The sequence below is a fragment of the Haoranjiania flava genome (genome assembly GCF_025631005.1).
GTDB lineage: Bacteria > Bacteroidota > Bacteroidia > Chitinophagales > Chitinophagaceae > Haoranjiania > Haoranjiania flava.
On the sequence record NZ_JAOTPL010000002.1, the window covers coordinates 24,900 to 50,962 of the forward strand.

Consider the following 26,063-nt stretch of genomic DNA (forward strand, 5'->3'; position numbering starts at 1 on the left):
TATTTTTAAGTTTCTCTTCATGCTTGTTCTTTACTTATTTTTCCAGGTGGCTATAAAGCAGCCTGTGTAAGATCGCAACGTTAAAAATTATTACTTCTGATTTTAAATTAGGTTTTTCGTTCTGTTATATTGGTAAATAAACTTCATCTTGAGATTTTTTATAGAGTAAAAAGAATTACTGTGCTTGTAGTTTAAAAAAATTATTTACCTGATAAAGCGGCGGCACACCACAGGTACGGAGCCTGTCCGTGAAAGTCCCCTGCATTGCGGGGACGGTCGTAATAATACTGCTTATCGTTCTTTTTCCCGGTGCCAATACAAACTTCGGTTACATTGTTGCGTGAGTCAATATAAGAGATCATAGCCAGCCACGCCTTTCGGGCTGCGGGGGCATACTCAGCGGCATCTAACCATCCTTGCTGAATGCCCATAATAAATGCATAGGTAAACATAGCTGTTCCGGATGTTTCCGGCCAGAAGTCTGGCTCATCAATAAGTTGATTCCACATGCCGTTTGGCCTTTGATAACTTTTCAGGCTTTTCATCATTTTCAGGTAACCTTCCATAATGCGCGGGCGGTCTTTGTGATCTTGGGGCATTATGCGCAACAGATCGGGCATACCTACCGCCATCCAGCCATCTCCTCTGGCCCAATAAAAAGGCACATCCGGCGCATGGTAGAAAAGCCCGTTGGGGTGTTGCAGCTCATCTAAGTACATCACCATTTCTTTGGCCGCACGGTCAAGGTATTTCCTGTCGCCGGTTACTTTATATGCCTCGCCCTGTACTACGGTGATCATGTACATGTCGTCTATCCACAGGCGTGTTTGCCAGGAAAAACCTTTATCTGCCCAGGCTTTTTCCTCGCGCTTTGCATTTTTTGGCAGCTCCCATTGTGTGTCAGCGTATTGCAATCCCATTTTCCGGTAACGTTCATCTTTTGTTATCTGATATAGTTTCAGTGCCAGGCTGCCGAACATGTTGTAATCCACATGGTTCATGGGAGGCAGGAGGGCCTTTTCGTAAGTAAAAAACGGTTCGAACTTATCCTGTAACAATTTAATGAGTTTGCGATCGTTTACTTTTACGGCATAGTCTAGGGCTCCATTCCACGTACATACTTCGTTATAATGAATGTGCTGTGCAAAATAAAGGTCGTGCCGGTCGTCCACAAAATGGTAGGCAAGACGCCTTCCTACTTCTTTGGGCGTTGATCCTTTTGGAAATCCAGCCAAGCGATTCTGTTGAGCAAACAATAACTGAAAAGAGAAAGTGGTTAACAGCAATAAAAATAACTTCTTACACATACTTTGTTTTTTACTGAACTTATTTATTTAAAATTTAATTGATTATAGTCTTTCGGATATATGAAAACGCTTCAAACCGGATGTCATCATGTGTACCTTAAATTACAACCCGCATTATTATCTTTTGCATATTCAATTCATTTGTAAAAAAACAAAAGATTTAAGGACTTTCTGGTTCAATGTTTTGTCGAAATGTTCCAAATTATTATCACAAAAGCCTTTAGCATTTACTGGCCCTATTTGTGTTTGTTTTACATGTGGCTCTAATGCAGGAAAAGTATTAGCACAGCTCATATTTATAGCCATCATCGGTGTTATCGCATTTGACGGCGCGTCTTTGTGGGATTGCCGGCTAAATATGGGCATGCTGGTTCTTTGGGGCCTCATCATATTTTTTGTAGCCGCGCGTGTATTCCGTTGGGAATAATTTAATAGAAAATATTTGGCTTATCTCTTAGAAATCAATAAATTGTATTATAGTTTCTATTCATCCTCAAAAATTATTTTATGGAAGAGAAAAATATTCCACAGCAGCACGAAGGTGCTTCTACCGATACTGTAAGTATAAAAACATTTGATAATCTACAAAGCGCCAAAGTATTCTACCAGGTTGTAAAAAAAAGAATGATTAGCGTGAATACATGGGATAAATGGGCTGGTAAAACATTGGCTGATTTTAAACTGCATGATCCATCCGGCACAGAGGTAAGCCGCGAGCCTCGCGAAGGAGATTATTTCAGTATAGATATTCCAGGGCCGGGCAATCCTTCCGGCGACGGCCGTGACTGGGTGCGTGTAAAGCAAGTTGAAGAAACGCATTCAGAAGATGCCTCCTGCTTTACTATGACAGTGCAGCCTGCTCCAAGCCCGCTGAACAACGATGACGATGTAGCACATTTCTTCGGCGAAGAAGCAAGCAGTACGTTCATTGTAAGGAGAAGCGGCCACGATGTGTCAGCAGAGGTGCACGGAAGAAATGAAAAGCCGAATGTAAAAGATGTGGATGTATCAGATAAAGTCAGGAATGCAGTAGTTGCAGTGGGCGGCATTTTAGGCTTCAGTAAAATACAATGGAAATCGCTTACAGAAGGGCTGATCCGGGAAGAGTAATTGTTTATCCAAATGTAAGTTCGATTATACTGCTAAGTCATTGCAAAGCGTTGCAGTATTTTAAAGGGTTTGCCGGCCCTATGATTTGATGTATTGCAGGCCTGTTCTGCCGGGTAAGCTCCGGACTATAAGGCGGCAGGAAAATAAGAATGATATTGCCAGGCACTTGCAGTTCTTTGGGCTTTATGAAAAATGCCATTTTCTTAGATAATAAATTTTAGCTCTTGCGGCTTTGGCCGGAAGCTGCTTTAGGAAATCTTGAAACATATCGGTGTTGCAATAAGTAGGTTTAGACTGTTTATAAAATATATTTTTGTATTAAGCAGATTACGCGTAAACATATTATTATTGATAATAGTTGTATGAAGCGATGTCGCTTAGTTGTAGCTTTGTTTTATAGCAATCAATGTTCAATTGAATAAACTTCAGCGGTATGAAATATATCATTTGCCTGGCTGTTTTGCTCTTGCCGCTTTCCTGCCTGGCGCAACTTTTTGATCAAATTGAAGGCGCTGTTGGTTTGTCTGTGCAGAGCTACACCATCTCAGAAAAGACAGGGTTCATAAAGCGTGCTGAGGGCAGGGACGGCGCTTTTCATATATCAATTTTGGGAAGGAGATTTATCAGTTCTAATCCTAAGTTTTCTTACCGGTACGGGATAGGCTTTGCAAGAGAACAACTCGCATTTTTTCCTTTAATGAAGGTTAGTGATATCAATGGATTTGCCAGCCCTGGTTATGATACCCTCACTGTTGCAGAAGTGGGTAATTGGGACTGGCAGTTCATAGCGCCGGCCGATATTTCTTATGAATTGTTTAAGCAGACGGATATTTATCCTCCTTTAATAGTGCTTCCCGGCATGCGCTTACGCGCAGGTATAGAGAACAGGTTTTCTTTTCACAGGATAAATACAGACGTTGTAATAGTTAAGAATTATGATGAGGAAAAAGATTATGCCTACACCATAGATAATAAAGATCTTAGGGAACGTCTTGGTAGTTTTTACTCGGATAATATAACACGTTACCGGTTAATGGCAGATGCGGGAGCAGAGTTCTTTTTCTATTATGTAAAAATTGGTGCAGTAGCGGGCGCTCAATATAAAATGCATCTATTGTCGCCTGTCAATAGTAAGATCCGCCGGCCTTCTTCGTTTGGCGCTTATATTGGTATTAGTTACCGGTTGGGAAAATAATGTGTTACCTTAACTTTCACACCGCTAAGCCTTTGGCGAAAAGCGCAAAAAAAAGTGGTAAAGTGAAGCATCTTTTCCATAGTTGCCCAGTAGGACTCGGATTTTAAATTGAAGAATAGACAGGCGCCATCGCCAGAAGTGATAGAATAACAGTGAAGCCAAGGCGCTAACCACAACGCTAAATCGCTTACAGAAGGGTTGACCCCTCGGAAAGATTAATTGGCTTATGCTTCTTTTGTCCATTGCCTTGCTTGCCATGATAGTATCAGGAAGCAGCGTCATTGCGATAAACCGCAGCGAAGGTATAGAATCAATCTTGGAGCGGGAGAGAAGGAGGAATTGTTCACGCAGAGTTCCCAAAGTTTTTCGCTAAGCGCACAGAGGTGACAGGTTGTTACATCATCAGGTTTATACTTCCTTTTTTCGTTATGAGGTAAGATTGCTTTGCTTCGTCCGGACGACCCCGGAACCGTCGGAGTACTCGCTCGCAAAGGCGCGTTCACGGAGGTTTCGTCATTGCGATAAACCGCAGCGAAGGTTTAGAAGCAATGCTCGGAGCGGGAGAGAAGAAGGAATTGTTCACGCAGAGTTCCCAAAGTTTTTCACTAAGCAAATGGAAAAAGAGGATGTATCAAAGTAAATTGAAAGCGTCGCGAATTGCTTGAACACAAACTTTCTGTACCTCCTTACCAAATAAAAGAGGCTGCCTCGATTTTGAGACAGCCCCTTTAAAAAACTTCTATCAGAAATTATTTGCCTGCTGCAGCTTCTTCCTGGCGCAATTGACGCGTCATTACAATAGAAGCAACAGGTATACGCGGAGGATTCATGATCTCCATGTTTTCTGTTTTAATATCTTCTACGCGAATATTGCCATTCACTTCAAGGTTGGTAATATCTACCTGGATGGCTTCTTTCAGGTCTTTGGGCAGACATTTTACTTTAATGGTTTTCAGCTTGTGGATAAGTTTACCACCGGCTTTTACGCCTGCTGCATTTCCGGTTAAGGCAATAGGAATATCGGCAATCAGTTTTTTATCTTCTACCAATTCTAAAAGATCAATGTGGGTAAGCACATCCTTTACTTTATCGAATTGAAGATCTTTTAAAATTGCGCGGTGTACTTCACCGTCGATGTTTACTTCTGCCAGCTGGAACTTACTGGTGTAAACCAAAGGTTTCAATTCTTTTGCAGAAGCATAGAAGTTGATTTCTTTAGCACCCCCGTAAATTACACCTGGTACATTTTCCTGAGAGCGAATTTGGCGGGTGGATGCTTTGCCGGTTTCGGTCCTCAGGTGACCCTGGATTGTAATTGTTTTCATGTGTTAATATTTATTTTTTTCTGTTTGCCACACGGAATAACTAAAACCTTAATACTTTATTATCATTCCCGGTTGGTATAGATTCCTAATCTTTATGGTTATTTCATGTGTATATTTTTTGTTTTTCTTTATGGTCACATGGAATAGCCTTTATTCATTGCGGTTGGTATGCAACTTTGCTTATGGCTATTTCATTTTTTTACTTTTTTATTTATGAACACCTCTCAATTGAGAGTGGATGAACAAACTGGTAATACTCTTGTTTTCATAGGCATTTTTTATCGCTATTGCCATAAGGTCTGCCACTGAAACGGTTTTTATCTTAGTTACATCTTTTCTTAACGGTATGGTATCGCATACCACTAATTCTTCCAGCACACTTTTTTCAATATTCTCGTAAGCCTCTCCGCTGAGTATCGGGTGTGTACAAAGCGCTCTCACGCTTCTGGCACCTTTGTCTTTCAATAGCTGTGCTGCCCTGCAAAGTGTACCTCCTGTATCAATGATGTCATCTATCAGGATAATGTCTTTATTGGTCACATCTCCTATCACCACCATGCTGGCTATTTCATTGGCGCGTTTGCGATGCTTGTCACAGATCACCATTTCCGCATCGAAATAGCTTGCAATTTCACGTACCCTTTTGGTACTGCCTACGTCAGGGGCCGCAAAGGTAAGACTTTTTAAATTTAGTTGCTCAATGTAAGGAATAAATATTGCGGAGCTGTCGAGGTGGTCAACCGGGATATCGAAGAAACCCTGTATCTGGGCCGCATGCAGGTCCATGGTGATAACCCTGTCTGCGCCGGATGCCTCTAAAAGAGTGGCAACGAGCTTGGCGCCAATAGCCACGCGCGGCCTGTCTTTCCTGTCCTGGCGGGCAAAGCCGTAGTAGGGTATTACCGCGATGATCCTGTTGGCGCTGGCACGTTTGGCAGCGTCGATCATCAGCAACAACTCCATGAGGTTGTCTGTAGGTGCGAATGTGCTTTGTACTAAAAATACATAATCTCCCCGAATACTTTCTAAAAAAATAGGCTGAAACTCGCCGTCGCTGAACTTCTGAAGTTTTATCTGACCGAGACGGGTACCGAATCTCTCTGCTATTTTGGTTGCCAGTTCAATAGAGCCTGTGCCGGAGAAAATCTTTACGGAAGGATTTATCATCGCTGAAATTAATAGGATTGAAACTTTGAATAGTGGCAAAGATAATTTTATACTACCAAAAAACTAAATTTTTATTATTTTTATGTGAATAACTTGCAAGCACCATGTCTAAGATTTCCATAAAAAACTGGGCAGAAGACGACAGGCCAAGAGAAAAGCTGCTGAACAAGGGTGCCGGTGTACTGAGCAATGCAGAGTTGCTGGCTATTATTATCAACAATGGCACAAAAGACCTTTCTGCGGTAGATGTAAGTAAAAATCTGCTGGCAGCCACGGGTAACAGCCTTACCAGGCTTGGAAAAATGACGGTAAAAGATATTTTACAATTGAAGGTAAAGGGCATCGGCGAGGCTAAAGCCGTATTCATTGTAGCGGCGTTGGAACTGCTAAACCGTAAGAACCAGGAAGAACATACCATCTCAACATTTAATTCCAGTAAAGATGCCGCAGCTTTTGTGCGCGCTAAGCTACAGGCTTATACAAAAGAGGTGTTTGGCGTTTTGTTTTTAAACCGGGCAAACAGGATCATAGCGTTTGAGATTATCAGCGAGGGTGGATTTACTTCTACGGTAGTAGATCCCCGTTTGATCTTTAAGCGGGCGCTGGTGCACAACACTACTGCCCTTATTCTTTCACACAATCATCCCAGCGGCAACGTGAAGCCGAGCGCCTCAGATGAAGAGCTCACTAAAAAAATTGTATCTGCAGGCCGTTTTTTAGATATACGGGTGCTGGACCATGTGATCGTGAGCGACAACGGCTATTTCAGCTTTGCAGATGAAGGCTTGCTGTAATTAGTTCAGCTGCGGGTCTGTAGGAAAATTAGACATCATTTTATATTCTCCGCCCATGCGCTCCATGCTCATCTTCCAGATAGCGGAAGGGTTGCTGTGAAACACCAGCTCGGGGGCAGCGTTTTGTATAATCCAGGTTTTCTCGTTGCATTCATCTTCCAGTTGCCTGGGATCCCAGCCGCTGTAGCCCAGGAAGAATTTAATTTCCGTTTGCTTTATCAGGTTGTTTTCTACGGCAAACATAGCTTTGTCATAATCGCCGCTCCAGAATATATTGTCTGTCACGGGCACCCCTTTTTCTATCAGGTCCGGGCGCGAGTGAATGAAATGGAGCGTTTCGGGCGCTACCGGCCCTCCGTAATAAGCCAGGATCTTATCTGAACCATTAATGGAAAATTCTTTGTTCCTGCGATCTCTGAATAGTTTGTTGACAACAAATCCCAGGCTGCCGCTTTCATCGCTTTCGCAAATGAAAATGACGGTGCGTTGAAAATAGGGGTCTTGTAGAAATGGGTCGCTGATCAACAATTTGCCTGCCGGTATTTGCATGAGTATACTTTTATTGGTTTACAATCACTACAACAGCATGTTGTATGCTGCTAAAAGTAAACTTACAAAATTTACGCCTAAAAAAAGCAGTGCTAGTGTAATAACTTTTTGTTGGTTTAATTAACATTGTAATCTGTATGAAATCATAAACTTATTGCATAGAATTAAGTCTTAAATTTGCTTATATTATATTTGTAACGCCCTGATGAATTAGGTAAAATAATCAGGATGCAACCAAATATGGTCTGGTATTTTTGCTTAGCTCATCTGACAATATAAATACCGATGAAACGAAGCATACAGAATTAGTATCTATACCAGGCGAAACAAATCGCGATGGAAATTTTAATGCGTAAAAAAACATAAAAATGCACATCAAATAGCCATAAGCAAGTTGCATAGCAACCGCGAATGAATAAAGGCTATTCCATGTGACCATAAAGAAAAAATAAAAATATACACATGAAATAGATAAAGATTAAGAATCTATACCAACCGGGAATGGGTATTGAATCTAAAAAATGGTTATTCCATGTGGCAACTGAAAACAAATAATACACACATGAAATAGCCATAAGCAAAGGTGCATACCAACCGCGGATGAATAAAGGCTATTACATGTGCCAACTAAAAAAACAATAACAATACACACACATGAAAAAAATAATTTCGCTTGCAGTATTCCTTTGTCCGGTACTGTTGTTTGCTCAGAATTTTAAGATCACGGGCAGGATCGGTAAAACCAATCCTAAAGTAACCAAAGTTGCTTTGTACTATGCACGCAACGGACAAAATATACTGGACAGCGTAGAAGTGCACAACGGCACCTATATATTTGAAGGCAGTGTTTACCAGCCCACCAGAGCCGATATTCTGGCTAAATATGATGGTAAAGTACAGCCGAGAATGTCCAGAGACCTGAAAACTATTTTCCTTGAACCCGGCAATATCACCATTAACAGCACAGATTCTTTTTCCAATGCTGTGGTGAGTGGTTCTGCTTCTAATGTAGAGTTTGAAAAATTGCAGAACATGGCTAAGCCGTACATGAGCAGGGCAGCGGCGGCTTCCAGGGATTTAGAGGCGCATACCAAATCTAAAAACACGGCTGCAAGAGACCGTGTACAAACCCAGTTGGATGCTATCAACAATGAACTGAAAGAGCAGGTGTACAAACAATATTTCAAAGCAAACCCCAATTCTCCGATCGCATTGTTTGCCCTGCAGCAATATGCAGGCGTGCTCATGGATGATCCCGTGGAGACAAATGCACTTTTCAACCAGTTGCCTGCGAAAGTCAAAGAGTCTGCTGAGGGCAAAAGGTTTGCACAGCTTATTAACTTTACCATGCGGGGCAATGTGGGCAAGGCAGCGCCTGACTTTACACAAAACGATGCGAACGGAAAAGCTGTAAAACTTTCATCCTTCAGAGGAAGCTATGTACTACTCAGCTTCTGGGCAAGCTGGTGTGCTCCCTGCCGCGCTGAAACGCCTACCCTCATTAACCTGCACAACAAATATGGCAACAGCCTGAAAATAATCAGTGTTTCACTCGACAAACCGGGGGAAAAGAAAAAGTGGCTTGACGCCATTCAAAAAGACAAGATGACCTGGACACAAATTTCTGACCTGCAATTCTGGAACAATGATGTAGCGGTGAAGTTCGGTGTATCAAGTATTCCGCAGAATATACTCATTGACAGGAATGGAAATATCATTGCCAGGAACCTGCGTGGTGAAGCCTTGCAGCAGCGCATAGCTGAATTATTGAAATAATAAAACTGATAAATTAGCGAATTGATTGAGCATCTACCGCCGGAATTAATCACCTCTCTGCAAAACATCACCGGATTTCATGAGGAGCGATTTAAAGAGGTTCACCGTTCAGATGAACTCGTTACTTCTATCCGTATAAATCCTAAAAAGATTTCAGGAGAACAGTTTGACGCGTATGCTGCTATCCCGTGGAATCCTTACGGTTATTACCTTCCGCAAAGGCCTATGTTTACACTTGATCCGTTATTGCACGCAGGAGCGTATTATGTGCAGGAGGCGGCAAGCCAGTTTTTGTGGGAAGTATTGCGGCAAAATTATCAACGTTCAGCGCCAGTAACAGCGCTCGATCTGTGTGCCGCGCCGGGTGGTAAAAGCACGTTGCTATCAACGTATTTTACCAATGGCCTGGTAGTAGCCAATGAAGTGATCAAAAGCCGCGCTGCTGTTTTGGAAGAAAATATCACTAAGTGGGGGAATATGAACGTGGTGGTCACAAACAACGACCCGCAACAGTTTCAGCGGCTGGAAGGCTTTTTTGATGTGATGGTTGTAGATGCGCCTTGCAGTGGCAGTGGCCTTTTCAGGAGAGACAATGAGGCGCTGGAAGAATGGAGCATATCCAACGTGGAGCTTTGCCGAAAACGCCAGCAAAGAATTTTACAAGATGCGTATACCTGCTTAAAAAAAGAAGGCATGCTCATCTATTCTACCTGCTCTTACTCTCCTGCTGAGAATGAAGAAATGGTTGATTATATTTTACAGCATTTCAATGTGCAGCCTGTACGCATTGCCGTAGATAAGGATTGGAATATTACAGAAACCATTTCAGAAGCAAAGCAAGGCTACGGTTACCGCTTTTTCCCATATGCCGTACGCAGCGAAGGCTTTTTTGTGGCGGCTTTTTTAAAAAATGACGGCACTGTTTTTACAGATAGCATCAAAGGCAATGTGGCGGCGGCCACTACGAAAGAAACAGCAGAAATCAATAAATGGATCAGTTATGCCCGGCCTGTATGTTTCTTTAAAATTAAAGATACTATCCTGGCTATGGATGCAGCACAAATGCAGGCGTTGTCTGCTATCCGCAGCAATTTATACGTAAAGAAAGCAGGGGTAGAAATAGGCGAAATAAAGAACAAAGGCCTGGTGCCGGCACATGCGCTGGCAGTTTCTGAAATATTAAATCACGAGCTGCCTTCTGTGGAGGTGAGCAAAGAAGTTGCGCTTGATTTTTTAAGCAGGCAGGAAATTACACTCGAAAACATAAAACCGGGCTGGACGGTTATTCAATATAATTCCCTGCCTTTGGGATGGATAAAAGTATTGCCGGCAAGAGTAAACAATTATTACCCGGTAGAATGGAGAATTTTAATGAAAACAAAATAAGCTATTGTTTTATTTAAGCTGGTAATTAGATAAATATTTATAATTTTATAGCCCGGTTTTAAAGAATAAAAAGTAAGGCTGCAATAACTCCGGATCAATTGCAACCATCAAAATAAATTAACAACATGCAACGATTCATAATACTGATATTGGGCCTGGCGCTTTCTTCGCCACTGCTGGCACAGAAGGTGCACACGGTAAAGACAGGCGAAACGCTTTCAGGCATTGCTCAGAAAAACGGCACTACGGTGGGAGATATCATGCGGCTTAATGGTATGACAGCCGACAGCAAACTATTGGTTGGCGCTAAGATAAAGATCCCCGGTAGCAGCAAGCCTGCGGGCAGGTCGCACAAAATAGCATCGGGAGAAACTCTTTCCATGCTTGCTGAAAAATACAATACCACTGTCGGCGACATTATGCGGCTGAATGGCATGAATGCAGACAGCAAGCTGGTAATCGGGGAAAGCTTAAAGATTCCCGCAGCAGGCGTTACTGTGGTACGTAAAGACGGTGGTACAACTTCTGCCGTTGCGAATGACGACTTTGAAGTTGTGGATGCCAACACCGTTACTACTTTTGAGAGCGAGCCAACCCCGCGTAAAGAAGCTGTGGTTGAGCGCAGTGATAGCTATTACGCATCGAGCTACAGAACTTCAGGCGCCGAAATGATAACTTCCGGCGATGCTAAAATTTTTAAATCTGCCAGCGGCTGGGGCGATAAAAAATACTTTATACTCATGAACGATCTTGAGCCAGGAAGAGTAGTGAAAGTACAAAACGGCGATAAAACTATCTACGCAAAAGTTTTGTGGAACTTAGGCACCGGCAAAGAAAACCAGGGGCTTACCTACCGCATCAGCGATGCAGCCGCGCAGGCATTGGGTGTGAATGGTGACAAATTTACCCTGTCTGTCACTTATTACCGGTAATCATTTGCCATATACTCAGCAATTATTTTCAATATATTCAGCATGCCCGCTAACTACGGGCATGTTTTATTTTCACAGAATGCAATTGCCATCAACGTTGTATTGCCGTTCATGAACTATTATAGTACGAGTTTTCCCGGGCATGGTGCATTGCTTAAATACGTAATAAAAACTTTCCCCATGTTTTAATGAAATCTTACCTTTGATCAACAGAGGCGAGCTCTGCAGGAACCATGTGTACTGAACTGATAAATTTATTGAGTGAAAGCTAATACTACAGAACAACCCAAATATATTTTAAACGAAGAGCAGGAAAAGAAAGAGATACTCAGGAATTATCGTGCGCTCATGAAAGCCTTACGCCCCAAGCTGAAGAAAGGCGATAAAGAACTGGTGCGAAATGCTTTCGAGATGGCTGCCGAAGCGCATGAAAACATGCGTAGAAAAAGCGGTGAGCCTTACATACTTCATCCGCTGGCTGTGGCAATGATCTGCGTGGAAGAAATAGGGTTGGGAGTGCGAAGCGCTATCTGTGCCATGCTGCATGATACGGTGGAAGATACCGTTATCAGTTTTGAAGATATACAGCGGGAGTTTGGTAATGAGATCGCCAAGATCGTTGACGGCCTCACAAAAATCTCATCCGTATCAGATTCCAGCTCCTCCAATTCACAGCAGGCAGAAAACTTTAAGAAGATTCTGCTCACCCTTACCGACGATCCGCGGGTAATATTGATAAAGCTTGCAGACAGGCTGCACAACATGCGCACCCTTGATTTCATGAAAACAGAAAAGCAACTGAAGATAGCCAGCGAAACTGTTTTTGTATATGCGCCGCTTGCGCACCGCATGGGCCTTTACGAGATCAAGACAGAGATGGAAGATCTTGCCATGAAATACATGGAGCCTGAAAATTATAAACTCATTGCCCAGAAATTAGCAGAAACAAAAAGAGAGCGAAACCGTTTTATTAACGAGTTCATTAAGCCTATCAGGCTCAAACTTGAAAAGGGAGGATTTAATTTTGAAGTATATGGCAGGCCTAAAAGCATCCACTCCATCTGGAACAAAATGAAGAAGAAAGGGGTGGAGTTCGAAGAAGTGTACGACCTGTTTGCCATCCGCGTGATTATTGACTCTGAGCCGAACAAAGAAAAAGAGGATTGCTGGAAAGTATATTCCATGATCACGGATGAATACCCGCCTTCTCCGGAGCGCCTGCGCGACTGGCTGAGCAACCCCAAAAGCAATGGTTACGAGGCTTTGCATACAACGGTGATGGGCCCGCAGGGTAAATGGGTGGAAGTGCAGGTGCGCAGCCGCCGTATGAATGATATTGCCGAAAAAGGCCTTGCCGCACACTATAAATACAAAGAAGGCAGCGGCGTGCAGGATGAGGACAGGTTTGATAAATGGTTTGCACAGATCCGCGAAGTAATGAGCGCCGGCTCAGACAGCGTAGACTTTTTGCAGGATTTTAAAACCAGTTTTCTTGTTGAAGAGATCTACGTATACACGCCGAAAGGTGAGGTGAAAATGCTGCCGCAGGGCTCAACGGCTTTGGATTTTGCATTCAGTATCCATACCGCTGTCGGCTCGCAATGCATTGGCGCTAAAGTAAATCACCGGCTGGTGCCCATTGGCCATAAGTTGCGCAGCGGAGACCAGGTAGAGATCATTACCAGCCAGAAGCAAAAGCCTACCGAAGACTGGCTGAACCTGGTGGTGACAGCCAAAGCACGCAACAAAATCAAAGATGCACTTAAGGAAGAGAAGAGAACCATAGCCGAAGACGGCAAATATATTTTACAGCGCCGGCTCGACAATATGGGTGCAGCTTTTTCTGCACACAACATAGAAGAACTGTATACTTTCTATAAACTTAACTCCCAGCTTGACCTTTTCTACCAGATCGCTATTAAAAAAATAGATTTAAAAGAGCTGAAAGAGTTCAAGGTTATCGGCGACAAGCTGGAACTGCCGCGGCCTGTAAAGCCCGTGATTGTTGATTCGCAGGAAGAAAGGCCGCCTGTATTTAACAAAAAAGATTCGGAGCTTATCATTTTCGGGGAGAGCAGCGACAAGATCATGTACACGCTTGCCAAGTGTTGCCATCCCATTCCCGGCGATGATGTTTTTGGCTTTGTAAGCACCGGCAAAGGCCTGATTATTCACCGTAACTCATGCCCGAATGCACCCCAGTTGCTGGCTAATTACGGCCATCGAATTGTAAAAACCAAATGGGCGAAAAATAAAGAGATATCTTTCCTTACAGGGGTAGAGATCATAGGCGTAGATTCCTTCGGCATGCTCAGCAATATTACTGCCGTGGTCAGCAATGATATGAACATCAATATTTCCGCGCTTTCCATAGAATCTGAAAGCGGATTTTTCAAAGGCCGTCTGAAAATATTTGTGCGCGATAAAGAAGAATTAGACCGCCTGATCATAGCGCTGAAGAAAGTGCAGGGCGTGCAAAAAGTCAGCCGGTTCGATGCAGAAGAAAAGTAATTATTGGTATTTATTTAAACTGATTGTTTGATTTTTTAAGCTGGCTTATGCTAATGTTAATGAAAGTTGTAATTTAGGCCTTAGAAATGTGTAGTGATGAAACGAAGCGATGGGATTGCGAAAGGATTGGTGAAGCGTAGTTCTATCCGCCCATTAAGAACATTAAAAATTTACGGATGAAACGCAGCGAACGGATTATTTCTACGGAACGGATTGGTGAAGCGTAGTTCTATCCGGCCATTAAGAACATTAAAAAATTTACGGATGAAACGCAGCGAACGGATTATTTCTACGGAACGGATTGGTGAAAGCGTAGTTCTATCCGGCCATTAAGAACATTAAAAATTTACGGATGAAACGCAGCGAACGGATTTTTTCTTTTACGAATGAGTTGGTCAAGCGTAGTTCTATGCGGTCATTAAGACCATTAAAAAATTTACGCATAAAATACACTATTCTATGTATTGCTTTTAGCTTGCTCGCCCTATTGGCATTTGCTCAAAAAACGAATACTATCCGTGCTTCATCTCCGGACGGCAGGGTGCTCCTCACTGTTACCATCAATGATAAAATCAGCTGGTCTGTAGAAAAAGACAAGCAGGCCATCATTGTACCCTCAGAGACTTCCCTGACGCTTGGTAACGGTACGGTGTTTGGCAGGTTTTCAAAATTCAGGTCCAGTAATATCACACATAAAAGCAGCGTTGTAAAGAGTTTCAATTATAAGAAAGCAACAATCCAGGATAGCTATACAGAAGCTGTATTGTCTTTTAAAGAGAGTTTCAATTTAATATTCCGGGTATATAACAATGGTGTAGCCTATCGTTTTTCTACTTCTATAAAGCATCCTGTAACTATCCGCAGCGAAGAAGCAAATTTTAATTTCGATAAAGATTATGCAACAGTAGTGCCGTATGTAAATACACATGTCACCAAAAACGGCACCGGAGATGTATACTTCAATTCTTTTGAAAATACTTACAATTATCTAAAGATATCGCAGCTCCATAAAGATACTTTGGCATTTACTCCCATTCTTGTAAACCTTGATAACGGTAAGAAGGCGGCTATTATGGAGGCTGACCTTGAAGATTACCCGGGTATGTTTTTGAAAGTAAAGAAAAATGGTTTTTACGGAGCGTTTGCGCCTTTACCAAAAACAGAAAAACAGGGCGGGCACAATAACCTTCAGTCTCTTGTAACTGCCCGTGAAGAATACATTGCAAAAACTGACGGCAACAGGAGCTTTCCGTGGCGTATAGTTACAGTAAGTGATGAAGATAAAGAGCTTTTGAATAATGATCTTGTATACTTACTGGCATCGCCATCACGTGTTCAGGATCCTTCCTGGATAAGGCCAGGCAAGGTTGCCTGGGACTGGTGGAATGACTGGAATATAAAAGGTGTTGATTTTAATGCAGGCATTAATACAGCTACATACAAATTTTATATAGATTTTGCGGCTGCCCACAATATAGAATATGTTTTGCTGGATGAAGGCTGGGCCAACAGCCTGGACATTATGGATATTGTACCTGCGATTAACTTGCAGGAGATTATTGATTACGGCAGGCAAAAAAATGTGGGCATCTGGTTGTGGGGAGGATGGCTGCCGCTGAGTAAGAAAATGGATGAGGCTTTAAGCAAATATGCCTCCATGGGCATCAAAGGATTTAAGGTTGATTTTATGGATCGCGACGATCAGAAGATGGTAAATTTTTATTACAAGCTCGCTGAGAAAGCCGCACAGTACAAGCTCATGATAGATTTTCATGGCTCTTATAAGCCCACCGGTTTGCAGCGCACATATCCGAATGTGGTAAATTTTGAAGGTGTTTACGGTATGGAACAGCTCAAATGGGGAAATTACCTGGACATGCCAAAGAATGATGTAACCATTCCTTACCTCCGTATGCTTGCAGGGCCGCTGGATTATACACCCGGCGCCATGTCCAACGCAAACAGAAAAAATTTCAGGCCTATCGGTTCAAAGCCTATGAGCCAGGGCACCCGGTGCCACCAGTTGGCTATGTATATAATTTACGAAGCGCCTTTTTCCATGCTTAGCGATAACCCCAATGCCTATATGGCTGAAAAAGAATCAACAACGTTTATTGCTGCTGTGCCCACGATATTTGACGAAACCATAGCAATAGACGGGCGCGTTGGCGAGTATGCCGTAATAGCAAGAAGGAAAGGCGATACCTGGTACATCGGAGGTATGACAGACTGGACCGAACGTGCTATTACCCTTGATCTTTCTTTCTTAAAAAACGGAAATTATACCATAGAATTATTTACTGACGGCGTAAATGCCGGCCGTGATGGTACAGATTATAAAAAGCAGGTTAAAAGTATTTCTTCTGCTGATAAAATTAAGATACACATGGCGCCCGGCGGCGGCTTTGCAGCAACCATACGATAGTATGGTACCGCTTATACTTTAGTTGCATCGGCTATTTTTACATCTATGCCCATTTCCTGTAAGCGTGTAAGCAGGTGTGCAGGCGCATTGCTGTCTGTAATAATCTGCTGCACGGCGCTCAGGTCGCAGATCTTGCCAAACCCCTTTTTGCCGAATTTGCTGGAGTCGGCAAGCACAATAGTTTTCTGTGAGGCTTCAATCATTTTTTTGTTCAGCTGCGCTTCCATCATATTTGTAGTGCTAAGCCCGAATTCCGGATCAATGCCGTCAACGCCCAGGAAAAGCTTACTAAATGAAAAGTCTTTAAGTATACTTTCGGCGTATGCGCCGGTAACCGACGAAGAAGTTTTGCGCATAATTCCTCCAAGCTGTATTACTTCTATATTGCTATATTGATTAAGCTCAAGAGCTACATTCAAACCCGGTGTGACCACCGTAAGCGTTTCAGTAGGGTTGATGTTTTTGGCAAAATAATAAACGGTAGTGCCGGAGGCAATAAGAATGCAATCATTCGGCTGTATCAGTTGTGCCGCCAGCCGGCCTATTCTTTCCTTTTCAGGCTCGTGTAGAAAAAGCTTATCCTTCACATGCCTGTCTGTGATGTAAGGATCTGTATAGGTTGCACCGCCGTGATTGCGGTATAGCAATTTCTTGCCCTCTAAAAGCTCCAGGTCTTTGCGTATGGTTACAGCAGAAACGTTGAGCTCTTTGCTGAGCTCAACTACGGAGACGCTGCCCGTTTCCTGCAGCTTATTAATAATAAACTGGTGCCTGTCTGTAAGACTTAGAACTGACATACAGCGAAATTAGTAACAATTAGTTAATTACATCCATTTGCCTCCTGTAATTTTTTTGTTTTTATTTGAATGAATTTTCTTTTTGTATTTTTTTAAGCTGTTATTATTTCATTTTATTTCAAAAAAATATTTTTTTGTTTCGAATTGTTTTATTTAACTTTGTATTAAGCTAATTTTATGAAAATTATTAAATTGTGTAAATATGGATCGAGCTATATGTTTAAGACAGGTACAAGAAGGAAAACAATGGGATATGATTGTCGTGGGCGGTGGAGCTACGGGCTTAGGTATTGCGGTGGATGCGGCTTCGCGAGGGTATAAAGTTTTATTGTTAGAGAAATATGATTTTGCAAAATCCACTTCATCCAGAAGTACTAAGCTGGTACATGGCGGCGTGCGGTATTTGGCCAACGGGGATATTAAACTTGTTTTTTCTGCACTATACGAAAGGGGCCTCATTTTCAAAAATGCCCCACACCTCGCAAGAGAGCAAAGCTTCCTGATACCTTGCTACACCACAATAAGTAAAATAAAATTCTTGGTGGGGTTGAAATTATACGACTGGATGGCAGGCAGGCAGCGGATCGGCAGGTCCGTTTTTTTGAACAAATCTAAAACACTTGAAAAACTTCCTACTATAAAATCCAAAAGCCTCAAAGGCAGCATCCGCTATTATGACGGGCAGTTTGATGATGCCCGCATGGCTGTAAATCTTGCACAAACAGCAGTGGAGCATGGGGGCTCGGTTATTAACTATGCAGCTGTAACCGGCCTCTTGGAAAAGAATGGCCAAATCATAGGTGTAAAATTTACAGATACAGAAACCGGCCATGTATATGAAGCGAGCGCCAAAGTGGTGATCAATGCTACAGGAGTTTTTGTAGACGATATCCTTAAAATGGCTTCAGTAAACCATAAGGCGCTTGTAAGGCCCAGTCAGGGAACACATGTGGTGGTAGATAAAAAATTTCTTGGTGGAGAGGATGCTTTAATGATCCCGGAAACCAGCGACGGAAGAGTGTTGTTCGGTGTGCCGTGGCACGGGCACGTACTGTTAGGAACTACAGATACGCCACTGGATCAGCATCTGGCAGAACCCCGCCCGTTACCTGAAGAGGTAACATTTATTTTGGATACTGCAGCACAATATATGACTTCACCTCCCAAGCGAGAAGATATATTAAGCGTTTATGCGGGTATGCGCCCCCTTGCTGCTAAAGGTGATAAAGACAATGGCTCTACAAAGGAGATATCCAGAGACCATAAACTTATTGTAGATAAAAAAGGTTTGATCACTATCACAGGAGGTAAGTGGACCACTTACCGAAAAATGGCGGAAGAAACTGTTGATAAAGCTATTAAACTCGTAAATCTTGATCCTGTTGTCTGTAGAACAAAAAACCTGCGTGTACATGGTTATGAAAGAGCCGATGATAACAGTACATCACACTGGAAGTGCTATGGCAAAGACAGGGAAGCTATCAATAAATTAGCGGCGGGCACGCCGGAGCTTGCCGGCCTGCTACATCCTAATCATTCATATATTAAAGCAGAGGTCGTATGGGCTATTGAAAATGAAATGGCTCGTACGATAGAAGACGTATTGTCGCGCAGAATAAGATTGTTGATGCTGAATGCAAAAGATTCGTTGGAATGTGCGCCGTGGGTAGCTAAAATATTGAAAGAAAAACTTAACCGTAGTAATGACTGGGAGCAGAAACAATTAGCTGAATATGCTGAGCTGGCAAAAAATTATTTTTATAATTAATTAAAGATGCACTTATGCACAAAGAATTGGTTTTGGCATTAGATCAAGGAACAACAAGCTCAAGAGCGATACTTTTCGATAGACAAGGAAAGATTGTATCTATTGCGCAAAAAGAGTTTAGGCAAATCTACCCTCATTCTGGTTATGTAGAGCATGATCCCGAAGAAATATGGACTACACAAATAGCTGCCGCTAAGCAGGTACTCAATGATGCCGGAACAAGTCCTGAAAATATTGCCTGCATCGGTATTACTAACCAACGCGAAACTACGGTGGTTTGGAACAAGGAAACCGGCATACCATTGTACAATGCAATTGTATGGCAAGACAGGCGTACAGCTGACTACTGCAAACAGCTTGATAAAGAAGGCTACGTGCCATTTATCAGAAAAAAAACAGGACTACCGCTTGATCCCTATTTTTCAGCAACAAAAATAAAATGGATATTAGATAATATTCCGGATGCAAAACAACTTGCTGCAGAAAACAAGCTATTGTTCGGTACTATAGATACTTGGTTGGTATGGAAGCTTTCCATGGGAGCACTTCACTTGACGGATGTATCAAACGCATCCAGAACCATGCTTTATAATATTCATAGCCTACAATGGGATGAAGAATTGCTGCAATTGTTTGGCATTCCTATGCAAGTGCTGCCACAGGTATTGTCTTCTTCGGAAATATATGGCCATACTGATAACAGAATATTGGGTAGCGCCATACCAATTGCGGGTATTGCCGGCGATCAGCAGGCTGCGCTGTTTGGCCAGCTTTGTACGAAAGAAGGAATGATAAAGAATACGTATGGTACAGGATGTTTTATGCTGATGAACACGGGCGATAAACCGGTAAATGCCGATGAAAATCTATTGACAACAATTGCCTGGAAAATAGGCAGCATTACAACCTATGCACTCGAGGGAAGCATTTTTGTTGGTGGAGCTGTAGTGCAATGGCTGCGCGATGAGTTGGGTATCATAGAAAACTCAGCAGACATTGAATTGCTTGCTTCTGAAGTTGCTACAAGTGAAGGTGTATATATGGTGCCGGCATTTACCGGGCTGGGTGCTCCTTACTGGGATTCATTTGCAAGAGGAATCATTATAGGACTGTCTCGTGGTACAGGTAAAGCCCACATTGCAAGAGCAGCATTAGAAAGCATAGCATATCAGTCTGATGAAATTTTTTCATTAATGCAGAAACAATCAGGTATTGATATTGCCGAAATTAAAGTAGATGGTGGCGCCGCTAATAATGATTTGCTCATGCAGTTTCAGGCAGAGCTGATAGGCAAAAACATCATTCGTCCGAAAAATACGGAAATCACCGCCTTAGGGGCTGCTTACCTGGCAGGCCTGGCAACCGGATTTTGGAAAAGTATGGATGAGCTCGCGGCCATCCAGGAGCATAATAAAATATTTGTGCCGGCTAAAAACGTACAGTATATACAGCAAAAGAAAAATGAATGGCAGCGTGCTGTACAAACAGTTTTATTCTGGTCGTCATATTCATCAGGCAAAACACAATAATATGAATATTTTTTTAGCAGAGTTTATAGGTACCGGTGTTATGATATTGTTGGGCTGTGGTGTGGTAGCTAACGTAGTGCTCGAGAAAACGAAAGGTAACAATGGAGGGTGGATTGTAATTACAACAGCTTGGGCATTAGCTGTTTTTATAGGGGTTGTTATTGCTGGCCCTGTTAGCGGAGCACACTTAAATCCGGCTGTTACTTTAGCAAATATATTACTGGGAAAAATGACGGTATCCTTAGCGCTATGGTATGTGACAGCACAATTTTTGGGGTCTGCAACAGGAAGTTTTCTTGTGTGGGTAATGTATAAAAAGCACTTTGATGCAACCAGTGCTTCAGACTTAAAGCAGGCCGTATTTTGTACGGCGCCCAATATTTATCATATACCTTCTAATTTTTTATCAGAAATGATCGGAACGATGGTATTAATATTTACCATTTTGAGTTTTACGGATGTGAAAGTAAATAATGAAGCCACTGTTGGGATGGGATCTTTAGGGGCCATTCCCGTAGCTCTATTAGTATGGGTAATAGGCCTTTCTTTGGGTGGCACTACAGGATATGCTATTAATCCGGTAAGAGATCTGGCGCCAAGGATTGTTCATGCCCTGTTGCCCATCAAAAATAAAGCTCACTTTAATATACGTTACGCATGGATTCCTATATTGGCACCACTCACGGGCGCTACGCTTGCCGCATTATTATTTAAATTATTTCAGCATTCAAATTGATTCTTTTGAATACACCAAAAAATATAATATACTGGTTTATACTGATGCTGTGCATTGCCTTCTTACCCCTTGCGTGTAAGCCAAAGAGTGCTTTAATAGAAAAGATACCTGTGCAGGCACTGCCTGGAATGGACCTTGTAGGACGCGTCACCATTAATCAAAAACCAGCATCCGGCGTGGTGGTAAGCGATGGTTATTCTGTGGTGAGTACAGATAAAAATGGAGTATATCAGATGAAGGCGAATGAAAATGCACGATTTGTATTTACTTCCATTCCGGCATCTGCTAAAATTCCTATGAAGAACGGATTGCCGGAAATATACAAGCCGATCTATAAAAATAAGCAAGTTGCCCGACAGGACTTTCATTTAGAAGCAGCAACAAAATTCAGTAAGTTTCATTTGCTGGCACTGGCTGATGTACAAATAGCCAATAATACGGATCTGTCTTTATTAAAAGCCGATATAGAAAAAATAAGAGAACACACGCTTGCCTTAAAAGATTCAGGGGAAGTAATAGGTATATCCTTGGGTGATCTTGTTTGGGACAATATGTCTTATTTTCCAAATTATGCCGAGGAAATAAAAAAACTTAAGATTCCGGTTTTTCAGGTTATTGGTAATCACGATCATGATTTAACAGAGAGCGATGATCGTAAGGCTATTCGTCATTTTGAAAATAACTTTGGTCCTGCATATTATTCGTTTAATTTCGGCTCTAATCATTTTGTAGTATTAGATAATGTGCTATACAAAGGCAATAAAAAATATACAGGTGAGATTACAGAAGCGCAACTGAATTGGCTGAAGAACGATCTTGAGTATGTAAATAAAGATCAGCAGATTATTGTGGCACTACATATACCTACGAGCAAAAGATTTTCATCTTTTGTAAGTCCCAATAGTCAGAAATTATATTCACTTTTGGAAGGCTATAAAGTAAAAATATTATCAGGCCATACACATTATAATGTAGTAACTACAGTTAATAAAAATATACAAGAATATACGATCGGCGCTGTCTGTGGCGCATTTTGGACGGGCGACATTTGTAGCGACGGAAGCCCTAGAGGCTTTACAGTGTTTAAGCTAAAAGATAATGAGGTAGTAAATAAATATTATAAAGGCACGAATCATGAAAAGGCCTATCAAATAAAAGTGTATGAGCCGGGCAAAGCTGTGAGTACAGGCTTGAAGAACGATGTGATAATGAATGTTTTTGGATGGCATACTAACTGGACAGTAAGCGTGTCTGAAGATAACCAAACGCCGGTAGTTTTAAAGAATATCACTGAAAAAGATCCGGATGCTTTTAATACGATGAACGGGAAGTCTTTGCCTGTATACAGGCCATTTGTAGAGCCGCATGCAAAAAATGACCACATGTTCCATTACCGGCCTTCTGCCAACTGGCAACAAATAAGCGTGCAGGCAGCAGACCCCTATGGAAATATATATAAGTCAGTACTTAAAAAAAAGTAATACCTCTATCCGCAAGCGTATTACAATCATTTTAAACTTCATGCTATGAAATTAAAATCAACCAAAATTACGGAGAAGCATATACCTAAAAGTATCCTGCTTTTCACATGTACCTTGCTGTGCATGGCTTTTTTGTTTGTCTATCCTGCCGTCGCACAATCAGGCACAAGCAGAATTGTAGGTAAGATGATAGACTCCGTTAGCAGCGAGCCCTTGCCTGGAGTGTCGGTTTTTTTAAATGGCAGAGCCGTTACTGCTTCTGACGGAAATGGGGTATTCAAGGTGCAAGCCAACCCCGGAGACAATATATCCTTTAGCCTTATTGGTTATTTAAACAAAAACATTATTATTGGAACTATTAAAGATACCATAACAGTATCGTTGCAACAAATACATGCTGATATGGGAGATGTTGTAGTAACTGCTTTAGGCATTCGCAGAGAAGAGAAATCATTGGGCTATGCACTTACAAGTGTTTCGGGTGAAGAGCTCACAGAAGCAGCTTCTAATAACTGGACCGATGCTTTGTCCGGGAAAGTAGCCGGGTTAAACCTGGTGAAGTCCGGTGCAGGTCCTGCCGGCACCAACCAAATTATTCTACGCGGAGAGACTTCACTAACAGGTGGAAATGATGCCTTAATCGTAATTGATGGGGTAGTGCTGGGTGGCGGTGTAGTGAGCACCGCTACAGGGAGTGGTAACTACCAGTCTGCCGACGCTCCTGTTGATTTCGGCAATGCACTTGCAGACCTAAGCGCAGACGATATAGAGTCTGTATCTATATTAAAAGGACCGGGAGCTTCGGCCTTATACGGTTATCGGGGAGCAAACGGGGCAATTATCATAACAACTAAATCCGGGAAGCCTATACATAAAGGGTTAGGCATTTCGGTAAATTCAAATTTATCTGTAGGTACCATAAATCGATGGCCTGAATATCAAAACGAGTATGGTCAAGGGGTTCGTGGCGGCGACCTGTACTATTCTTATGGCCGGTCAGAAGATGGCCCCAGCACACTTAGTACAAGCTCTGCGTGGGGGCCAAAGTTTGACGGGCAATTGTATTATCAGTACAATCCTGATTATTATCGTGTAACACCTCCTGAAAGGACGCTTTGGAGAGCTTATGAAAACAACAGGAAAGAATTTTTTGAAAATGATTTTACGGCCAAAAACAGTATTTCTATTTCCGGAGGAAACAGCATAACTTCTGCACGCCTGTCCTACACCAATACCTACAATTCCTGGATTATCCCGAATACAGGATTTAACAGGAATGCTATTTCCTTACAACTCAATCATAAAATAGGAGAAAAGTTAATCTTGTCTTCCAGAATGAATTATACATTGAAAAAAAGCGATAATCTGCCTAATACAGGCTACAATAACCAAACTTATATGTATTTTATAAGAGGCGTTGTGCCCAACTGGAACCCGGCATGGTTTAAGCCCTACTGGCGCCCGGGAGAAGAAGGAATCGTACAAACCACGCCTTTCTCTAATTTGCTTGATAATCCATATACTATTGCTTATGAAATGCTTAACTCGCAAAATAGAAATAATTTTGTTGGCAATGTACAGGCTACGTACAATTTTACTGATAATTTTAATTTAATGGTACGTGCCGGAATTGACTTTGCGTTCGATAAGCGCTTACAGAGGCGCCCGTTTGACACATACAGATATGCTTATGGCTATTATCGCGAAACAGGCGTAATGACTCAAGAGTCAAGCGCCGACTTTTTATTTAGTTATATGAGCAAAAAAGCTAAAACAAAGGATTTCCAATATGGCGCTTCTGCCGGAGGATCCATGACCAATAATAAATATGACCGAAGCGATCTTTTTACCCAAAAACTTGTGTATCCTAATGTGTATAACTTTGCCAATACGGCAGAAGACCTTACTTATAATCCTTATCGTTCGCAATACGCTGTTCACAGCCTTTATGGATTGTTGAATGCATCGTATAAAGAATGGCTTTTTGCTGATGCGAGTGCACGTATAGATTGGGCAAGCACTCTGGCCCAACCGTTGCAGTCGAGTGTGGATCCGTTCTTTTATCCCTCTGTTAATCTTAGTTTTATAGCATCACAAGCGTTTAATTTGCCTAAGGCGATTAACTTTTGGAAATTACGGGCATCTGTTGCTTCTGTGGGTGGAGGGGGCACCATACCTTACCGCACTTCCTATACTTATAATGTAGTAGATAATTTTTCTCCCGGCCTCACCAACCCGGCAACTATACCTAATCTCAATTTAAAAAACGAAGGTAAACGTTCTTTTGAATTAGGAACGGATCTCAGAATGTTTAAAAGCAGGCTACAACTGGACCTTACCGTATATAAGAGCAATACTTTTGACCAGATATTAGAAGTGCCTATTGATCCCGCCAGTGGTTACCGGTACCAAATAGTAAATGCTGGTAATGTGGAAAATAAAGGCTTGGAAATGAGCCTGTCTGGTACCCCGGTTAAAAACAAAAAATTTACCTGGAGACCTTATATGAAGTTTACAGCGTTTGATACAAAGATCATTTCTTTGGCAGATAGTGTACAAAGTATTGTGCTATCTACTGTGTTTGGTAGTCGCGGTACGGTAGAGGCGCGCGTTGGTGGGCGTTATGGCGATATGTACGGCTTTGGATATATGCGCAACGAGAATGGAGATATCGTGTATAAAAATGGACTACCTCTTACAACCAATGAACTTATTTACCTCGGCAATGCAAATCCTACAAAGAAATTCGGCTTCGGCAATGAATTTAAATATAAAGACTTTAAATTTAATGTATTAATAGATGGCCAGTATGGTGGCGTAGGATATTCACTTACACATGCCGTATTGATGGAAGAAGGAAAACTGAAAAAGTCTTTACCCGGAAGATATAACGGCATTATAGGAAATGGCGTGGTTAAAAATGCTGATGGCACTTATAGTCCCAATACCGTTGTAGCTGACGCAGGAGATTATTATTATGCACATTTTAACCGGGATCAATTGGAAGCAAATGTTTTTTCTACTGATTTTATAAAAATCCGGGAAGTCAGGTTGGATTATACTTTTCCATTAAAAACAGCTGCTAAGTTAAAAATGAATAGTTTAGTAGTAGGATTATATGGTAGAGACTTGTTTGTATTCTCGAATTGGCCTGCCTTTGATCCGGAATTTGCGTCTTTAAATAGTAGTGGCATTGAAAAAGGGGCTGAAATAGCACAGTTCCCGTCCACCAGGATTTTTGGTATTAATATTACTGCAACTTTTTAATGTTAAAA

The 26,063-nt window shown here is 42.0% G+C and carries 20 protein-coding genes; 14 read left to right on the forward strand and 6 right to left on the reverse strand.

The window, feature by feature from the left end; all coding sequences use genetic code 11:
• Window positions 1-200 precede the first annotated feature (200 nt).
• The gene (locus OD355_RS01605) at window positions 201-1,307 is read right to left on the reverse strand and encodes a glycoside hydrolase family 88/105 protein (protein WP_263036694.1); all 1,107 of its coding nucleotides are present in this window, start codon (window positions 1,305-1,307) and stop codon (window positions 201-203) included.
• A 507-nt stretch (window positions 1,308-1,814) separates the two neighbouring features.
• Between OD355_RS01605 and OD355_RS01610 the strand changes: the two genes are divergently transcribed.
• Window positions 1,815-2,417 carry a hypothetical protein gene (locus OD355_RS01610; RefSeq protein WP_263036695.1) on the forward strand — a complete coding sequence of 201 codons (603 nt, stop codon included), beginning with the start codon at window positions 1,815-1,817 and terminating at the stop codon, window positions 2,415-2,417.
• 37 nt (window positions 2,418-2,454) lie between these two features.
• On the opposite strand, the gene OD355_RS01615 is transcribed toward OD355_RS01610, so the two are convergent.
• The gene (locus tag OD355_RS01615) at window positions 2,455-2,616 is read right to left on the reverse strand and encodes a hypothetical protein (RefSeq protein ID WP_263036696.1); all 162 of its coding nucleotides are present in this window, start codon (window positions 2,614-2,616) and stop codon (window positions 2,455-2,457) included.
• 234 nt (window positions 2,617-2,850) lie between these two features.
• On the opposite strand from OD355_RS01615, the gene OD355_RS01620 reads away from it, so the two are divergent.
• Window positions 2,851-3,612, forward strand: coding sequence for a hypothetical protein (locus OD355_RS01620; RefSeq protein ID WP_263036697.1), 762 nt, complete (start codon window positions 2,851-2,853; stop codon window positions 3,610-3,612).
• 749 nt (window positions 3,613-4,361) lie between these two features.
• Here the strand turns inward: OD355_RS01620 and OD355_RS01625 are convergent.
• Together OD355_RS01625 and OD355_RS01630 are read right to left on the reverse strand one after the other, a co-directional pair.
• Window positions 4,362-4,937, reverse strand: coding sequence for a 50S ribosomal protein L25 (locus tag OD355_RS01625; RefSeq protein ID WP_263036698.1), 576 nt, complete (start codon window positions 4,935-4,937; stop codon window positions 4,362-4,364).
• A 207-nt stretch (window positions 4,938-5,144) separates the two neighbouring features.
• Window positions 5,145-6,104: a ribose-phosphate pyrophosphokinase gene (locus OD355_RS01630; protein WP_263036699.1), complete on the reverse strand. Its 960-nt coding sequence runs from the start codon at window positions 6,102-6,104 to the stop codon at window positions 5,145-5,147.
• A 104-nt stretch (window positions 6,105-6,208) separates the two neighbouring features.
• On the opposite strand from OD355_RS01630, the gene radC reads away from it, so the two are divergent.
• A complete protein-coding gene (gene radC / locus OD355_RS01635; RefSeq protein WP_263036700.1) occupies window positions 6,209-6,898 on the forward strand; it encodes a RadC family protein in 690 nt (229 codons plus the stop codon).
• Here radC and OD355_RS01640 read toward each other — a convergent pair whose 3' ends face one another.
• Window positions 6,899-7,447: a YqgE/AlgH family protein gene (locus OD355_RS01640; protein ID WP_263036701.1), complete on the reverse strand. Its 549-nt coding sequence runs from the start codon at window positions 7,445-7,447 to the stop codon at window positions 6,899-6,901.
• Between the two features lie 654 nt (window positions 7,448-8,101).
• Between OD355_RS01640 and OD355_RS01645 the strand changes: the two genes are divergently transcribed.
• The 6 genes from OD355_RS01645 to OD355_RS01670 all read left to right on the forward strand — a co-directional run bounded on the left by OD355_RS01645 (window position 8,102) and on the right by OD355_RS01670 (window position 16,477).
• Complete coding sequence (locus OD355_RS01645) at window positions 8,102-9,223, forward strand: TlpA disulfide reductase family protein (RefSeq protein WP_263036702.1); 1,122 nt, start codon at window positions 8,102-8,104, stop codon at window positions 9,221-9,223.
• A 21-nt stretch (window positions 9,224-9,244) separates the two neighbouring features.
• Entirely contained in the window at window positions 9,245-10,609 is a 1,365-nt protein-coding gene (locus OD355_RS01650; RefSeq protein WP_263036703.1) for a methyltransferase RsmF C-terminal domain-like protein, read from the forward strand.
• A gap of 125 nt (window positions 10,610-10,734) precedes the next feature.
• Window positions 10,735-11,541 (forward strand): LysM peptidoglycan-binding domain-containing protein, encoded by an 807-nt coding sequence (locus tag OD355_RS01655; RefSeq protein WP_263036704.1) that lies wholly within the window; start codon window positions 10,735-10,737, stop codon window positions 11,539-11,541.
• 42 nt (window positions 11,542-11,583) lie between these two features.
• Window positions 11,584-11,730, forward strand: a complete 147-nt coding sequence (locus OD355_RS01660) for a hypothetical protein (protein WP_263036705.1) — start codon at window positions 11,584-11,586, stop codon at window positions 11,728-11,730.
• Window positions 11,731-11,802: 72 nt separating this feature from the next.
• Window positions 11,803-14,052 carry a RelA/SpoT family protein gene (locus OD355_RS01665; protein WP_263036706.1) on the forward strand — a complete coding sequence of 750 codons (2,250 nt, stop codon included), beginning with the start codon at window positions 11,803-11,805 and terminating at the stop codon, window positions 14,050-14,052.
• Window positions 14,053-14,404: 352 nt separating this feature from the next.
• On the forward strand, window positions 14,405-16,477 hold the full coding sequence (locus OD355_RS01670) for a glycoside hydrolase family 97 protein (protein WP_263036707.1): 2,073 nt from the start codon (window positions 14,405-14,407) through the stop codon (window positions 16,475-16,477).
• A gap of 11 nt (window positions 16,478-16,488) precedes the next feature.
• On the opposite strand, the gene OD355_RS01675 is transcribed toward OD355_RS01670, so the two are convergent.
• Entirely contained in the window at window positions 16,489-17,274 is a 786-nt protein-coding gene (locus OD355_RS01675; protein WP_263036708.1) for a DeoR/GlpR family DNA-binding transcription regulator, read from the reverse strand.
• 202 nt (window positions 17,275-17,476) lie between these two features.
• On the opposite strand from OD355_RS01675, the gene OD355_RS01680 reads away from it, so the two are divergent.
• The 5 genes from OD355_RS01680 to OD355_RS01700 are packed head-to-tail and all read left to right on the forward strand — an operon-like array spanning window position 17,477 to window position 26,055.
• Window positions 17,477-19,042: a glycerol-3-phosphate dehydrogenase/oxidase gene (locus tag OD355_RS01680; RefSeq protein WP_263036709.1), complete on the forward strand. Its 1,566-nt coding sequence runs from the start codon at window positions 17,477-17,479 to the stop codon at window positions 19,040-19,042.
• A gap of 14 nt (window positions 19,043-19,056) precedes the next feature.
• Entirely contained in the window at window positions 19,057-20,571 is a 1,515-nt protein-coding gene (glpK, locus tag OD355_RS01685; protein ID WP_263036710.1) for a glycerol kinase GlpK, read from the forward strand.
• Between the two features lies 1 nt (window position 20,572).
• Complete coding sequence (locus OD355_RS01690; protein ID WP_263036711.1) at window positions 20,573-21,307, forward strand: MIP/aquaporin family protein; 735 nt, start codon at window positions 20,573-20,575, stop codon at window positions 21,305-21,307.
• Between the two features lie 5 nt (window positions 21,308-21,312).
• The gene (locus OD355_RS01695) at window positions 21,313-22,788 is read left to right on the forward strand and encodes a calcineurin-like phosphoesterase family protein (RefSeq protein ID WP_263036712.1); all 1,476 of its coding nucleotides are present in this window, start codon (window positions 21,313-21,315) and stop codon (window positions 22,786-22,788) included.
• A gap of 45 nt (window positions 22,789-22,833) precedes the next feature.
• Window positions 22,834-26,055, forward strand: a complete 3,222-nt coding sequence (locus tag OD355_RS01700) for a SusC/RagA family TonB-linked outer membrane protein (protein ID WP_263036713.1) — start codon at window positions 22,834-22,836, stop codon at window positions 26,053-26,055.
• Window positions 26,056-26,063 lie beyond the last annotated feature (8 nt).

Bases quoted from the DNA above. Each gene is read 5' to 3' on its own strand.
- OD355_RS01640 (WP_263036701.1), bottom strand. From the start codon at position 7,447: ATGCAAATACCGGCAGGCAAATTGTTGATCAGCGACCCATTTCTACAA.
- OD355_RS01670 (WP_263036707.1), top strand. From the start codon at position 14,405: ATGAAACGCAGCGAACGGATTTTTTCTTTTACGAATGAGTTGGTCAAG.
- OD355_RS01660 (WP_263036705.1), top strand. From the start codon at position 11,584: ATGCCCGCTAACTACGGGCATGTTTTATTTTCACAGAATGCAATTGCC.
- OD355_RS01625 (WP_263036698.1), bottom strand. From the start codon at position 4,937: ATGAAAACAATTACAATCCAGGGTCACCTGAGGACCGAAACCGGCAAA.
- OD355_RS01690 (WP_263036711.1), top strand. From the start codon at position 20,573: ATGAATATTTTTTTAGCAGAGTTTATAGGTACCGGTGTTATGATATTG.
- OD355_RS01615 (WP_263036696.1), bottom strand. From the start codon at position 2,616: ATGGCATTTTTCATAAAGCCCAAAGAACTGCAAGTGCCTGGCAATATC.
- OD355_RS01630 (WP_263036699.1), bottom strand. From the start codon at position 6,104: ATGATAAATCCTTCCGTAAAGATTTTCTCCGGCACAGGCTCTATTGAA.
- OD355_RS01610 (WP_263036695.1), top strand. From the start codon at position 1,815: ATGGAAGAGAAAAATATTCCACAGCAGCACGAAGGTGCTTCTACCGAT.
- radC (WP_263036700.1), top strand. From the start codon at position 6,209: ATGTCTAAGATTTCCATAAAAAACTGGGCAGAAGACGACAGGCCAAGA.
- OD355_RS01700 (WP_263036713.1), top strand. From the start codon at position 22,834: ATGAAATTAAAATCAACCAAAATTACGGAGAAGCATATACCTAAAAGT.
- OD355_RS01680 (WP_263036709.1), top strand. From the start codon at position 17,477: ATGGATCGAGCTATATGTTTAAGACAGGTACAAGAAGGAAAACAATGG.
- OD355_RS01605 (WP_263036694.1), bottom strand. From the start codon at position 1,307: ATGTGTAAGAAGTTATTTTTATTGCTGTTAACCACTTTCTCTTTTCAG.
- OD355_RS01645 (WP_263036702.1), top strand. From the start codon at position 8,102: ATGAAAAAAATAATTTCGCTTGCAGTATTCCTTTGTCCGGTACTGTTG.
- OD355_RS01675 (WP_263036708.1), bottom strand. From the start codon at position 17,274: ATGTCAGTTCTAAGTCTTACAGACAGGCACCAGTTTATTATTAATAAG.
- OD355_RS01655 (WP_263036704.1), top strand. From the start codon at position 10,735: ATGCAACGATTCATAATACTGATATTGGGCCTGGCGCTTTCTTCGCCA.
- OD355_RS01620 (WP_263036697.1), top strand. From the start codon at position 2,851: ATGAAATATATCATTTGCCTGGCTGTTTTGCTCTTGCCGCTTTCCTGC.
- glpK (WP_263036710.1), top strand. From the start codon at position 19,057: ATGCACAAAGAATTGGTTTTGGCATTAGATCAAGGAACAACAAGCTCA.